The organism is Streptomyces megasporus (assembly GCF_000718985.1).
Classification (GTDB): Bacteria; Actinomycetota; Actinomycetes; order Streptomycetales; family Streptomycetaceae; genus Streptomyces; species Streptomyces megasporus.
In genome coordinates, this window is record NZ_JODL01000024.1 from 40,705 (window position 1) to 54,020 (window position 13,316).

The following is a 13,316-nucleotide window of genomic DNA, read 5'->3' on the forward strand; positions in this document are numbered from 1 at the left end:
TTCCCGCCCGTGCGGCGCGACTCGCGCGGGCCCGTGGGGAACGGCCGTACGCGGACGCCGCGCACCGGCCGGACGCGCCGAGGGAGTAGCGTGGTGCTGTTTGCCCGCCTCACCTCTCCCAGGAGCAGTCACCCGTGCGTATCGCTGTCAGCGGCTCCATCGCCACCGACCACCTGATGACCTTCCCCGGCCGGTTCTCCGACCAGCTCGTCGGCGACCGGCTCCACACGGTCTCGCTGTCCTTCCTGGTGGACACCCTCAACGTCCGGCGCGGCGGGGTCGGCGCGAACATCTGCTTCGGCATGGGCCAGCTCGGGGTGCGCCCGATCCTCGTCGGCGCGGCGGGCGCCGACTTCGAGGAGTACCGCGCCTGGCTGGAGCGGCACGGTGTGGACACCGACTCGGTGCGCATCTCCGAGGTCCTCCACACCGCGCGTTTCGTGTGCACCACCGACGCCGACCACAACCAGATCGGCTCCTTCTACACCGGCGCGATGAGCGAGGCCCGGCTGATCGAACTGAAGGCCGTCGCCGACCGGGTGGGCGGACTGGACCTGGTGCACATCGGCGCGGACGACCCCGAGGCGATGATGCGTCACACCGAGGAGTGCCGCGCCCGCGGCATCCCCTTCGCCGCCGACTACTCCCAGCAGCTCGCCCGGATGGAGGGGGAGGAGATCCGCGGCCTGACCGAGGGCGCGGCCTACCTGTTCACCAACGAGTACGAGGCGGGCCTGGTCGAGAGCAAGACCGGCTGGAGCGCGGAGGAGATCCTCGGGCGCGTCGGCGTCCGTGTCACCACGCTGGGCTCCAAGGGCGTGCGCATCGAGCGGGCGGGCGAGGAGACGATCACCGTCCCCTGCCCCCAGGAGGAGGCCAAGGTCGACCCGACGGGTGTCGGCGACGCCTTCCGCGCCGGCTTCCTGTCGGGCCTGGCCTGGAAGTTGGGCCTGGAGCGGTCGGCCCAGCTCGGCTGCATGCTCGCCACGCTGGTGATCGAGACGCTGGGCACCCAGGAGTACGAGCTGCGGCGCAGCCACTTCCTGGAGCGCTTCACCAAGGCGTACGGCCACGACGCGGCGGCCGAGGTCCGGGCCTGCCTGGCCTGAACCCCGCCCCGTGCGGACGGACGGGGCGGACGGGGGGGACTGCGGGGGACGGCCGGGGGAGGGTCAGGCGCGGCGGCGCACGCGGTACGTGTGGCCCTCCGAACCCAGGTACTCGTGACCGCGCATCTCGCACCAGGCCGGGACGTCCAGGCGGGCGGCCTCGTCGTCGGCGAGCAGCACGACCGTGCCGCCCACCGGCACCCGGTCGATCACCTTCGCCAGTTCGATGACCGGGATCGGACACAGCTTGCCGCGGGAGTCGACGGTGAGCGAGGGCGCCCCGGCGTCCTCCGCCCGTCCCCGCTCCGGCTCCGGCCCGAGATCCGCCGCCCCGGGCTCCGCTCCGGACTCCCGCGGCACCTCGGGCGCGTCGGGCGCGTCGAGGTGGGCGCGCACCCGCCGCACCGCGTCCGGGAGCACCGACAGGAAGGCGTCGACGTCCTCCTCCGCCGTGCCCGGCGGCAGCGAGACGCGGATGTTGCCCTCCGAGAGCACCCCCATCGCGCGCAGCACATGGCTGGGGGCCAGCGTGTCGGAGGTGCAGGAGGAGCCGGACGAGACGGAGAAGCCCGCCCGGTCCAGGGCGTGGAGCAGGGCCTCGCCGTCCACGTACAGGCAGGAGAAGGTCACCAGGTGCGGCAGCCGCCGCACCGGATCGCCCACCACCTCCACGTCCGGGACGAGTTCGGGCACCCGCGCGCGGACCCGGTCCACCAGGGCGCGCAACCGGGCGGCCTCGGCGTCCGCCTCCTCGCGCACCGCCCGCAGCGAGGCCGCCGCCGCCACGATCGCGGGGAGGTCGGCGAAGCCGGGGGAGCGTCCCGACTCCCGCTCGTCCACCGGGGGCGGCGGGGCGAACCGCACCCCCTTGCGCACCGCCAGCAGCCCGACCCCGCCCGGACCGCCCCACTTGTGCGCGCTGGCCGCCAGCAGCGACCATCCGTCGGCGGGCCGCTCCCACCCCAGCGACTGGGCGGCGTCCACCAACAACGGGACCCCGGCCTCCGCGCAGACCTCCGCTGCCTCGGCCACCGGCTGCTCGGTGCCCACCTCGTGGTTCGCCGACTGCAGACAGGCCAGCGCGGTGTCCTCGCGCAGGGCGGCGCGGAAGTCGTCCACGCCCACCCGTCCCGCACGGTCCACGGGAACCTCCTCCACCGCGCCGCCGTTCGCCTCGTGGGCCCGCGCCGCGTGGAGCACGGCGGAGTGCTCCACCGCGGAGACCACCAGACGCCGGCCGACCCGTCGCCGCCCGGCGAGGGCGCCCGCGATGCCGGTGTACAGGGCCCGCGTGCCGGAGGAGGTGAAGGAGAGTTCGTCCGGCCGGCACCCCACCGCCTCGGCCGCGGCCTCGCGCGCGGCGTCCAGCAGGAGCCGGGCCCGCCGTCCCTCCCGGTGCAGCCGGGCGGGATCGGCCCACCCCTCGTCCAGGGCGGCGAGCAGCGCCTGCCGGGCGACGGGGTGCGGGGGGAGCGAGGAGGCGGCGTCGAAGTAGGGCACACGGGCACGCTAGCGCGCCCGTGCCGACGCGCCCGGAGGGGGCGGTCGTCGTGGGCGCGTCAGGGAGCCGGGCAGGCCACCCCATCGGAGGGCCGCGCGGCGCGTTGGGCACCCTCCCGGTGTGGCCCCGGAAGGCGTCGAGTAGGGTTTGGTCCGCATAAACATCCAAACCCCTGCCCGCGCCAGGGCCGGCGCCCGACCTCAACGGCCGAGCCCGGGCCGAGCGGGCGAGACTCTCGGGAAGGCGCTACGTGAGTCCCAACGGCTCCGACCGCTCGTCGCGGCGCCCGATGCGGCGGAAGCTGCCGCAGGCGCTGGCTGCGGGCCTGGTCCTGGCGACCGCTACCGGTTGCACATACGAGGACTTCCCTCGCCTCGGTATGCCCACCCCGATCACGGAGGAGGCGCCGCGGATCCTCTCCCTGTGGCAGGGCTCGTGGGCGGCCGCGCTCGCCGTGGGTGTCCTGGTGTGGGGGCTGATCATCTGGTGCGTCATCGTCTACCGACGCACCAGAACCAAGGTCGAGGTCCCCCCGCAGACCCGGTACAACATGCCCATCGAGGCCCTGTACACAGTGGTCCCGCTCATCATCATCTCGGTGCTCTTCTACTTCACGGCTCGTGACGAGACGAAGATCCTGGAGCTCTCCGAGAAGCCCGACCACGTGATCAACGTGGTGGGCTACCAATGGAGTTGGGGCTTCAACTACATCGCGGACGTGGACGGAGACGCGTCCACCTCCAACCTGGATGCCGCGGAACTGGCCGATCTCCCCGACAACATGCTCGAGGCCGCCCCCGCGGGCGCCGAGGGCGTCCACGTGGTCGGCACGCCGGCGGACAAGAACCCGCAGAACGGCAACCCCGGCCCCACGCTGTGGCTGCCGAAGGGCGAGAAGGTCCGCTTCATCCTGTCCTCCAGGGATGTCATCCACTCCTTCTGGGTGGTGCCGTTCCTGTTCAAGCAGGACGTCATCCCGGGCCACGTCAACCAGTTCGAGGTGACCCCCACCAAGGAGGGCACCTACTTCGGCAAGTGCGCCGAGCTGTGCGGCGTGGACCACGCCCGGATGCTGTTCAACGTGAAGGTCGTCTCCCCGGAGCGCTACCAGCAGTATCTGGAGGACCTGGCGGAGAAGGGCCAGACCGGCTACATCCCGGCGGGCGGCGACGCTCGCCCAGAACGCGAGGGCCAGTAACCCGTGAGCATCCTCAATGAACCCCAGGGTGCCGTCGCCTCGACGGACGGGCCGGCGGCGACTCCCGCACCGCTGCGCTCCAAGGAGCGCGGCAATCGTGTGATCCCGTGGCTGACCACCACCGATCACAAGACGATCGGCACGATGTACCTGGTCACATCGTTCCTGTTCTTCTGCATCGGCGGTGTCATGGCGCTCTTCATGCGCGCCGAACTGGCCCGTCCGGGACTGCAGATCATGTCGAACGGGCAGTTCAACCAGGCGCTGGGCCTGAGCGGCTTCGGCACCATCCTGGGCTCGGTCAACTTCATCACCACGATCATCTGCATGCGCGCGCCGGGCATGACGATGTTCCGCATGCCGATCTTCACCTGGAACGTCCTGCTGACCGGTCTGCTGGTCCTGCTGGCCTTCCCGGTGCTGGCCGCCGCGCTCTTCGCGCTGGAGTACGACCGCAAGTTCGGCGGTCACATCTTCTCTTCTCCCGCAAGCCGATCTTCGGCTACGTGGGTCTGGTGGCCGCGACGATCGCGATCGCCGGTCTGTCGATCACGGTCTGGGCGCACCACATGTACGTCACCGGTGGTGTGCTGCTGCCGTTCTTCGCCTTCATGACCTTCCTGATCGCGGTGCCCACGGGCGTGAAGTTCTTCAACTGGCTGGGCACGATGTGGCGGGGCTCGCTCTCCTTCGAGACGCCGATGCTCTGGTCGGTCGGGTTCCTGGTCACGTTCCTCTTCGGCGGTCTGACCGGCGTCATCCTGGCCTCCCCGCCGCTGGACTTCCACGTGTCGGACTCGTACTTCGTGGTGGCGCACTTCCACTACGTGGTCTTCGGCACCGTGGTGTTCGCGATGTTCGCCGGCTTCCACTTCTGGTGGCCGAAGTTCACCGGCAAGATGCTCGACGAGGTTCCTGCTCGGAGCCTCGCTCCTGCCGTTCTTCTACAACGTCTGGAAGACGGCCCGGTACGCGCCGAAGATCGAGGTGGACGACCCCTGGGGCTACGGCCGCTCCCTGGAGTGGGCGACCACCTCCTGCCCGCCGCCCCGGCACAACTTCCTCTCCCTGCCGCGGATCCGCTCCGAATCCCCGGCGTTCGACCTCCACCACCCCGAGGTCGCGGCGCTGGAGACGGCGCGGAACGACTCCGACCGGAAGAAGGCCACTCCCGCCGGTGGCACCGGAGCCCGCTAGACACACCCCTCGGGAAAGGACCGACCGACATGCCTCCCACCTGGCAGGAGATCGACGACGGCATCAACCGCATCGAGGGGTACCTGCTCGTACAGGCCGAGCGGAGCAACGCCCACCGGGATGCCGAGGCCCTCGCCCGGCGCATGCCCTGGCTGACCGCGTCCCAACACGACGAGTTCGTCCGCCTGTACAGCGAGGACCGGCTCCGCCTCACCGAACGGTCGCTGCGTCGGATCGCCGACCGGACGGCCGAGCTGCGCGCCGAGTACGGCTCCCGCTACCGCCGGCTGTTCCTGATCACCTGGTGCATCGCCACGCTGGTCTCGGTCTTCATCGGCGCGTTGGGGGCGGTGCTCGCCCCGTGGTGACCGAGCGGTGACCGACGGCCGACGGAAGTGAGTGAGTGTGGGGCCCGTGTCCGGTTCCGGACACGGGCCCCACACTCACTCCAGGTCCAGGAGGAGTTCGCGCAGCAGGCCGGCCAGCTCGTCACGCTGCTCGTGGGCGAGGGCCTTGAGCAGACCGGCCTCGAAGGCGTAGTGCTCCGGCAGGTCGCGGTCGAGGTCCTCGACCCCCTCGGGAGTCAGCCGCACCACGATGGAGCGCCGGTCGTCGGCGGAGGAACTGCGGGTGATCCACCCCTGCGCCTCCAGGCGCTTGAGCCGCCCGCTCAGTCCCGCCGAGGAGACCAGCATCGCCTGCCGGAGCCGACCGGGCGTCAGGGCGTAGGGTGGTCCCGAGCGGCGCAGGGCCCTCAGCACGTCGAAGTCGCCCAGGTTCGACACCTCCCGCCCCGGGCGCCGCCGCAGTCGGCGGTTCAGCGTCTCCTCCACGACCTGACCGAGCCGCAGGGCCCTGGCCAGTACGTCCCCCGGGCTGGTGTCCAGGTCCGGCCAGGCGGCGGCCCACTCCTCGTTCGCCGCGTCGACAGCGTCGCCCACCTGAACTCGTTTCTCGCGCACCCGAAATCCTGCGGCACCAGGATAAGCCGGTCGCGTTCCGGTCGAGCCGGCCGGGACGGGCGGACCGCCTGTCACCGGCGCGGGGTCATCGGCCATACTGCCCGCCGTGGAGCAGCGCATAGGTTCGATCACCCCGCCCCCCGCCGGAACCGACCCGGCCTACATCCCCGGCCTCACTCCCCCGGCCCCGGCCGAAGCGGAGGAGAAGGCCCCGAAGAAGGAGACGCAGCAGCCGCCTCCCGAGGAGGTCGTCCTGGACGGGACGGACGACGCGGAGGGGGAGCCCGAGGAGACGGCGGAGGAAGGCGCGGAGGACGACGGTGCCGACGGGCCCGCCTTCGAGGTCTCCGACCACCGCGGCTCGATCGCCGCCGACCGCACGGGCGTCACGCTCCGGCTGGACGGAGAGGAGGCCTCCTTCCCCTGGAAGGAGATCGGCGCGGTCCAGATCGACCTCCCCCTCCTCGGACGCCGATTCTCCGTCACCGTCCACACCACCGCCCGCCGCTGGTACGACGCCGATGTCCAGGCGCCGTCCAGGAAGCTGCTCAAGCAGTGGTCGGACGAGTTGGACGCGGTCCTGGACGCCTACTTCGAGGACGCGGACGCGGACGCGAAGCAGGCCGAGGAGACGACCTCCGGAGACGACGCGCGGTAGCCGCGCCCGGGGACGACCGTGTGCCGGGTCCGCCCCGGACGGCCGAAGAAGCCGTCCGGGGCGGGCCCGGCAGGGCTTCGCTCGGGGGGTGACGGGGACTTTCCGCCGCGGGCGCGCGGCAGCCGACGGAAGGCGTCGACCGCCGCCCGAAGCGGAACGGCTCCGTTCCCGCTCTCCCTCTGGTCGAATTCCTCCCGAAGCGTCATTTTCATTGACAAATTATGCTTTCTTCCATGAGCGCGGCGCGGGCGCGCGGGTCGACCGGGCATCGGAGGGAGCACAACCATGCGGGCGTGGCAGTTCACCGAGGTCGGAGCGCCTCTCACCCTCCGTGAGATCCCGGAGGCCGAGCCGAAGGAGGACGAGATCGTCGTCGAGGTGAAGGCGGCGGGGCTGTGCCACAGCGACATCGGTTACCTCGACGGCACCCTGACCCCTCTCCTCCCGTTCAGCCCGATCACCCTGGGGCACGAGATCGCGGGCGTGGTGGCGGCGACCGGTTCCGGCGCGACCCGGTTCTCGGTGGGCGACAAGGTCGTGGTGCCGGCCGCGATCGAGGGGCCGGGGACGTCCTCCAACGGCGGATTCCAGCACCGGGTGCCGGTCCGCGAGTCCCTGGTCGTCCCGCTGCCGGACGGCATCCCCTGGGACCAGGCCGCCGCCGCCACCGACGCCGGCATGACCTCCTACCGCGCGGTCACCACCCAGGGGCGCGTGCGTGAGGGGATGAAGGTCGGCATCACCGGACTCGGCGGCCTCGGCTCTCTCGGCGCCCAGGTGGCCCGCGGTCTCGGTGCCGAGGTCTATGTGGCGGAGACGAACGAGGCGGTGCACGACTTCGCCCGCGAGTTGGGCGCGGCGGGCGTCGACACGAGCATCAAGGCCTTCGCCGACAAGGGCTTGGACGTGGTCGTCGACTTCGCCGGCTTCGGGGTGACCACCTCCGAGGCGGTGGAGACCGTGCGCCGCGGCGGGCGCGTGGTGCAGGTCGGTCTCGGGGTCGCCGAGGGAACCGTCAACCTGCAGGCCCTCACCCTCAACGAGATCGAACTCGTCGGATCGCAGGCCGGCACCCCCGAGGAGTGCGCGGAGGTCCTGCGGCTCATCGCGGAGGGCAAGGTCGCGTCGAGGATCACCCGCATCGACTTCGACGAGATCGGTGACGGCATCGGCAGGCTGGAGCGGGGCGAGGTCGTCGGGCGGCTGGTCGCCCTCTACTGACGGCCGCCCCTGCCGGCGACCGCCGCGGCCCACCGCTTCCCATTCGGCGGTGGGCGGTCCAGCATTCCTCCATGAGCAGCCTTGCGAACCGAGTGACCGCGGCCGTCGTCCAGGTGGGAGCCCGTCTCTTCGACACCCCCGCCAACCTCTCCCGAGCCCGGGAGTTCATCCGCCGGGCCGCCGGGCAGGGCGCGGAGATCATCGTGCTCCCGGAGGCGTTCCTGGGCGGGTACCCCAAGGGCCTGGACTTCGGGGTGACCGTCGGCAGCCGCACGGACGAGGGACGGGACCTCTTCCACCGCCACCACCGGTCCGCGATCGAGGTGCCCGGCCCCGAGACGGAGGAACTGGCCTCTCTCACTCGCGAGTTGGGCTGCCATGTGGTGATCGGGGCGGTCGAGCGGTCCGGCTCCACCCTGTACTGCGTCGCGCTGTTCTTCGGTCCTGCCGGCTACCTGGGCAAGCACCGCAAGCTCGTGCCCACCGCGGCCGAGCGGTTCCTCTGGGGCCGGGGCGACGGCTCCACCATGCCCGTGGTGGACACCGGGGCGGCCCGGCTGGGCTCGGCCATCTGCTGGGAGAACTACATGCCGCTGTTCCGCGCGGCCATGTACGCCAAGGGGGTGGACGTCTGGTGCGCCCCCACCGTGGACGACCGCGAGAACTGGCAGGCGACCATGCGGCACATCGCCGTGGAGGGCCGCTGCTTCGTGCTGAGCGCCAACCAGTACCTGCTCCGCGGAGACCTGCCCGCCGACGTCCACCCCGTCCAGGGCGACGCTCCGGACACGGTGCTCATCGGCGGCGGCAGCACGATCGTCTCGCCCCTCGGCGACGTCCTCGCCGGTCCGCTGCGCGGCGGCGAGGGCATCCTCACGGCCGAACTCGACCTGGGGGACATCGCGCGCGGCCGTTTCGACCTCGACGTCACCGGTCACTACGCCCGGCCCGACGTCTTCGCCCTCCACGTCGACGAGACGCCCCGGGCGAGTGTCGACCGACGGTCGGCGCCCGCGGCGGACTGACGCAGACGTCGGGGAGTTCAGGCGGGCGCGCCTTCCGCGGCGCCCTTGAAAGGCGCGACGTCGCCCAGTGCGTGGGCGACCGCCGCCTCCTCGGAGGCCACGTGGGCGAGCAGGCCGCCGGTGTCCGCGATGGTCCCGTCCGGGCCCGTGACGCGCCAACCGCGCAGGACGGCCACGGGCCTGCCGGTGCGCAGGGCGAGGGCGATCTCGCTCATCGTCCCCCAGCCGCCGCCCACGGCGACCAGCCCGTCGCACGACCGGACCAGCAGCCCGTTGCGCAACTGCCCCAGGCCCGTGGCCAGGGCGACGGTGAGGTGCTCGTTGCCGGCGCCGCGGTCGTCGCCGGGCAACAGGCCCACGACGGTGCCGCCCTCGCTCGTCGCGCCCTCGGCGCACGCCTCCATCACACCGCCCAGGCCGCCGCAGACCACGATCGCGCCGCGTCGGGCCGCCAGGGCGCCGACCGCCCGGGCGTGCGCGCGTTCCTCCTCGTCGGCGTCGCCGGGTCCCACCACGCCCACGTACGGGCGGGCCCGCCCGGCTCGACGGTCCGTCGACGGCATGGGGCTCCTTCCTCGCCGTGTGTTCGCCCTCGGTGTTCGCCCTCGCCCGGCGCGGGGATGTCAGGTCCGTCGGATGACGGCACCGTCCAGGAGCGGGGCGAGTTCCCGCGCCACCGTCGTCAGGGCGCGAACGTCCCGCTCGGCCCGGGCGATCAGGATCGCTCCCTCCAGCGCGCTGATCATGAGCGTCGCGAGCGGCTCGGCGCGCTCGGCCGGTACGCCCATTCCGGTCAGCGCCCGGGCCACCGGGCGGCTCCAGCCGGCGAACGCGTCCGCGGCGGCGGCCCTGGTGGACTCGGTGGAGTCCGCCCAGTCCACCGTCGCCGCGACGACGGGGCAGCCCGACGTGAAGCCGACCGTCTCGAACTCGTCGGTCCACTGGCGCACCATCGCGGCGAACAGGCGGCTCGGGGACGGCTCGGACATCTCGGCGAGGAACCGGTCGACGCGCTTGGCCGCGTAGCGACCCGCCCAGGCCACGGCCTCGTTGACGAGCTGTTCCTTGCCGCCCGGGAAGTAGTGCCCGAGCGATCCGCGCGGCGCGCCCGCGTGCGCGGCGACGTCGCGCAGCCCCGTCGCGGTGACCCCGTCGCGTCGGATGAGTTGGGCCGCGCTGAAGACCATCCGCTCGCGTGGTCCCCGTTCGGAAACCGCCATCACCGACCTCCCGCCGACCGACGCCCGGACGCCGACCGCCCCGCGTCCAGCCGTGCCAGTTTGACATCCTCCCGGCCGGTCACGGCGGCCGGAACGCACGCGCACCGTGCCGGCCGACCCCGACGGCTCTACTATGACGGCTGTCATAATCGACGAGGCCGGTGGCTTCCACGAGCGCACCGGCCGGAGACGGCGGCGGAGATGGATGTCGGTTTCATCGGCCTCGGCGTCATGGGGCTGCCCATGGCGCTCAATCTGACCAGGGCCGGGACGCCGCTCGTGGTCTGGAACCGCACCGCGACCAGGAGCGAGCCGTTGCGCGCCGCCGGCGCGAAGGTGGCGGCGGAGCCGGCGGAGGTCTTCGAGCGGGCCCGCGTGGTGATCCTCATGTTGGCCGACGACGCCGCGATCGACTCCGTCCTGGGCCGCGGCACGCCCGCCCTCGCCCGCAACGTCGCGGGGCGCGTGATCGTCCATATGGGGACGACGTCGCCCGACCACTCGCGCGGGCTCGAGGCCGACGTCCGCGCGGCCGGCGGCGATTACGTCGAGGCTCCCGTCTCGGGTTCGCGCGAGCCCGCGGAGGCGGGCCGGCTCGTGGCGATGCTGGCCGGGGAGGACGCGGCGGTGGAGGAGGTCCGCCCGCTGCTCGCGCCCCTGTGTCACCGGACCTTCGACTGCGGCCCGGTCCCCGGCGCGTTGCTGACGAAGCTCTCGGTGAACCTGTTCCTGATCACCATGGTCACCGGTCTCACCGAGGCGTTCCACTTCGCCGACCGGCACGGACTGGACAAGGATCTGTTCATGGACGTGCTCGCGGCGGGCCCGATGTCCAGCGGCGTCTCCCGTATGAAGGCGCCCAAGCTGGCGGACCGCGACTTCACCGTCCAGGCCGCCGTCTCGGACGTGCTGAAGAACAACCGGCTGATCGCCGAGGCGGCCAGGGCCGCCGGCCTGGCCTCGCCCCTGCTCGACGTCTGCCACGCCCTCTTCGGCGAGACCGTGGCGCTGGGTCACGGCCGGTCCGACATGGTGGCCGTCCTCCACGCGATCGAGGCGCGGACCGACCACGATCGGCGCCACTGACCCATCCGGGCCGTCAGCCGGGGGAAGCGTTCGACAAACCGGTGAAACACGGCTCCTCCCCGCACGCGCGTGCCGTTCCCGGGTACCTCTCGCGCATGGCCGGCATCGATCTTCGGAGCACCGCGTTCGACGACGGTGCCTTCATCCCCCGCCGTCACTCGAAGGAGGGAGAGAACGTCTCCCCACCGTTGAGCTGGTCCGGCGTTCCCGACGGAACGGCGGAACTCCTGCTGGTGTGCGAGGACCCCGACGCGCCGTCGGGCACCTTCCTCCACTGGCTGGTCACCGGCATCGACCCGACGAGCGACGGTGTGGAGGCCGGGCGGACGCCCCGTGGCGGAACGCCCATGACGAACGGTTACGGCGAGCGGGGCTGGGGCGGCCCGCTCCCTCCCCCCGGCGACAAGGCCCACCGCTACTTCTTCCGTCTCCACGCCCTTCCCGAACCCGTCTCCCTCGAGGACGGCGCGGGCGCCGACGCGGTGCGCGCCGCGGTGGCGGACCGCCGGCTCGCGAGCGGCACGCTCCAGGGGCTCTACCAGCGCTGAGGTCCGTGCCCGTGGCCGGCCCCCGGCCACGGGCACGACTCGGTAACGGGGGGCGACGGTCGCGCCTTCGGCCTTCCCCGACCGGTGGTTTCCGGTGTGGGCTGGTCCCATGCGCCCCACCACGCCGCGCCGCCGCGCGTTCGCCGCCCTGCTCGCCGCCGTCACGGTGGGGACGTCGCTCGCCGGGTGCGCCGGCGCCGGGACGGACGGCGCCGGGGGCGGCGGCTCCACGCCCACGGCGCGCACCGGCGGGCCGTTCGTCTCCCCGAGCGCCTCCCGCCCCGTGCCGCGCGGGGAGGGGAGCGAGGACCCGGACGACGTCAACGGGGACGGGTACCGGGACCTGCTGCTGCCGGTGTTCTCCGGCGAGGACGGCGCCCACCGGCGGATCGTGGTCGTGTACGGGTCGGCCAAGGGACCGGACCCGGCGACCCGCACCGTCCACGGGCGCCGCGACCTCGGTCTCCCCGCCCCCGTCGAGCACGCCGGGGAGCGGGACCCCGACCACCTGGACGCCGACTCCGTCCTCAGCGCCGACCTGGACGGCGACGGCTTCCCCGAACTGGTCTCCTCCGTCGCCCGACGGGTGTCCGGCACAGGCGACCCGTACGCGATCGAGCCCGGTGTGTGGGTGTCCTGGGGCGGCCCCGAGGGCCCGCGGCGCGGCGCCGGGGCGACGCGGATCGAGGCCGCGGACGGGCTGGGGGGCACGGTGCGCGGCGACTTCGACGGCGACGGACACCACGACCTGGCGGCCCTGCGGCAGGAGCGCCGTCAGGTGGTGCTGCTGTACGGCCCGTTCACCCGGTCCGGTGTCCCGGCCCGCACCGACACGCTCCCCGGGGTCCAGGGCTGGTTGGCGGCCGACGCGATCGACCCGACCGGAAAGCCCCGTGCCACCGCACTGCTGGTGCACGACGGCGACGACGGCGAGCAGACCGCCGCCACGCTCCACCCCGCGCGGGTCGGCTCCGGCCCGGACCGCGAGGGCGTCCGGCTGCGCAGGGGGAACGCGGTGGCCTTCGGCGACTTCGACGGCGACGGCGCCCGCGACGTGGCCATCGGCGACGACGGCAGCCGCAACGACGAACCGGGGTACGAGAGCGAGGCCCCGGAGGTGGACGGCTCGTTCACGATCCACCCCGGCGACGGCGGCGCGCCCCGCACGTACCGGATTCCCCGTGGCGAGAACCCCTACGGGTCCGGCGGCTACCACGCCGCCGACCCGGACGGGGACGGCCGCGACGCGCTGGTGGTCGGCACGGACGGCGGCGCGCTGTTGATCGACACGGGCGCCGGCGGGGCCGGTGGGACGCGGACGGAGCTCTCCCGCACCGTGCCCGCCCGCGTGGACGGGGGAAAGCCGTCCGAGGGCACGCGGAACGCACGGCCCTACGGCGCGGGGGACTTCGACGGCGACGGCGCGGACGAGTTGGTCTTCGGGTGGGGCGCGAGCCGGCTCTTCGAGTTCTACGGGGAGCGGCCCACCCACTGGTGGATCACCGACGGCGCCTCCGCCCGCGACGAGGTCGCCTTCAGCACCGTCCCCTACGCCCCGGCGCGGGGATAGGTCGCTCCGTCCGAGCGGCCC

At 72.9% G+C, this 13,316-nt stretch carries 13 protein-coding genes and 1 pseudogene; 10 read left to right on the forward strand and 4 right to left on the reverse strand.

Going from position 1 to position 13,316, the window contains the following annotated elements; all coding sequences use genetic code 11:
* The first annotated feature begins 134 nt into the window (after positions 1-134).
* Positions 135-1,109 (forward strand): carbohydrate kinase family protein, encoded by a 975-nt coding sequence (locus IF47_RS0119470; RefSeq protein ID WP_031510146.1) that lies wholly within the window; start codon positions 135-137, stop codon positions 1,107-1,109.
* A 63-nt stretch (positions 1,110-1,172) separates the two neighbouring features.
* Here the strand turns inward: IF47_RS0119470 and IF47_RS0119475 are convergent, their stop codons facing one another.
* Positions 1,173-2,609 (reverse strand): cysteine desulfurase/sulfurtransferase TusA family protein, encoded by a 1,437-nt coding sequence (locus tag IF47_RS0119475; RefSeq protein WP_031510147.1) that lies wholly within the window; start codon positions 2,607-2,609, stop codon positions 1,173-1,175.
* A gap of 251 nt (positions 2,610-2,860) precedes the next feature.
* Here IF47_RS0119475 and ctaC point away from each other — a divergent pair, with 251 nt between their 5' ends.
* The 3 genes and pseudogenes from ctaC (at position 2,861) to IF47_RS0119490 (ending at position 5,373) form a co-directional block, all read left to right on the forward strand.
* Positions 2,861-3,808 carry an aa3-type cytochrome oxidase subunit II gene (ctaC, locus tag IF47_RS0119480; RefSeq protein ID WP_031510148.1) on the forward strand — a complete coding sequence of 316 codons (948 nt, stop codon included), beginning with the start codon at positions 2,861-2,863 and terminating at the stop codon, positions 3,806-3,808.
* Positions 3,809-3,811: 3 nt separating this feature from the next.
* Positions 3,812-5,005: pseudogene (locus tag IF47_RS28010) on the forward strand (cytochrome c oxidase subunit I).
* 29 nt (positions 5,006-5,034) lie between these two features.
* Positions 5,035-5,373 carry a hypothetical protein gene (locus IF47_RS0119490; protein ID WP_031510149.1) on the forward strand — a complete coding sequence of 113 codons (339 nt, stop codon included), beginning with the start codon at positions 5,035-5,037 and terminating at the stop codon, positions 5,371-5,373.
* Between the two features lie 75 nt (positions 5,374-5,448).
* Here the strand turns inward: IF47_RS0119490 and IF47_RS0119495 are convergent, their stop codons facing one another.
* The gene (locus IF47_RS0119495) at positions 5,449-5,946 is read right to left on the reverse strand and encodes a MarR family winged helix-turn-helix transcriptional regulator (RefSeq protein ID WP_031510150.1); all 498 of its coding nucleotides are present in this window, start codon (positions 5,944-5,946) and stop codon (positions 5,449-5,451) included.
* Positions 5,947-6,073: 127 nt separating this feature from the next.
* On the opposite strand from IF47_RS0119495, the gene IF47_RS0119500 reads away from it, so the two are divergent.
* The 3 genes from IF47_RS0119500 (at position 6,074) to IF47_RS0119510 (ending at position 8,871) form a co-directional block, all read left to right on the forward strand.
* A complete protein-coding gene (locus IF47_RS0119500; protein WP_037732976.1) occupies positions 6,074-6,625 on the forward strand; it encodes a hypothetical protein in 552 nt (183 codons plus the stop codon).
* A 285-nt stretch (positions 6,626-6,910) separates the two neighbouring features.
* On the forward strand, positions 6,911-7,846 hold the full coding sequence (locus IF47_RS0119505; protein ID WP_031510152.1) for a zinc-binding dehydrogenase: 936 nt from the start codon (positions 6,911-6,913) through the stop codon (positions 7,844-7,846).
* A gap of 71 nt (positions 7,847-7,917) precedes the next feature.
* The gene (locus IF47_RS0119510) at positions 7,918-8,871 is read left to right on the forward strand and encodes a nitrilase-related carbon-nitrogen hydrolase (protein WP_031510153.1); all 954 of its coding nucleotides are present in this window, start codon (positions 7,918-7,920) and stop codon (positions 8,869-8,871) included.
* A gap of 17 nt (positions 8,872-8,888) precedes the next feature.
* Here IF47_RS0119510 and IF47_RS0119515 read toward each other — a convergent pair whose 3' ends face one another.
* Together IF47_RS0119515 and IF47_RS0119520 are read right to left on the reverse strand one after the other, a co-directional pair.
* The gene (locus IF47_RS0119515) at positions 8,889-9,434 is read right to left on the reverse strand and encodes a TIGR00725 family protein (protein WP_051717898.1); all 546 of its coding nucleotides are present in this window, start codon (positions 9,432-9,434) and stop codon (positions 8,889-8,891) included.
* A gap of 60 nt (positions 9,435-9,494) precedes the next feature.
* Positions 9,495-10,091 carry a TetR/AcrR family transcriptional regulator gene (locus IF47_RS0119520; protein ID WP_031510155.1) on the reverse strand — a complete coding sequence of 199 codons (597 nt, stop codon included), beginning with the start codon at positions 10,089-10,091 and terminating at the stop codon, positions 9,495-9,497.
* Positions 10,092-10,292: 201 nt separating this feature from the next.
* On the opposite strand from IF47_RS0119520, the gene IF47_RS0119525 reads away from it, so the two are divergent.
* The 3 genes from IF47_RS0119525 to IF47_RS0119535 all read left to right on the forward strand — a co-directional run bounded on the left by IF47_RS0119525 (position 10,293) and on the right by IF47_RS0119535 (position 13,295).
* The gene (locus IF47_RS0119525; protein ID WP_037732977.1) at positions 10,293-11,177 is read left to right on the forward strand and encodes an NAD(P)-dependent oxidoreductase; all 885 of its coding nucleotides are present in this window, start codon (positions 10,293-10,295) and stop codon (positions 11,175-11,177) included.
* 95 nt (positions 11,178-11,272) lie between these two features.
* The gene (locus tag IF47_RS0119530) at positions 11,273-11,725 is read left to right on the forward strand and encodes a YbhB/YbcL family Raf kinase inhibitor-like protein (RefSeq protein WP_031510157.1); all 453 of its coding nucleotides are present in this window, start codon (positions 11,273-11,275) and stop codon (positions 11,723-11,725) included.
* Between the two features lie 109 nt (positions 11,726-11,834).
* Positions 11,835-13,295 carry a VCBS repeat-containing protein gene (locus tag IF47_RS0119535; protein WP_051717899.1) on the forward strand — a complete coding sequence of 487 codons (1,461 nt, stop codon included), beginning with the start codon at positions 11,835-11,837 and terminating at the stop codon, positions 13,293-13,295.
* Positions 13,296-13,316: the final 21 nt, after the last annotated feature.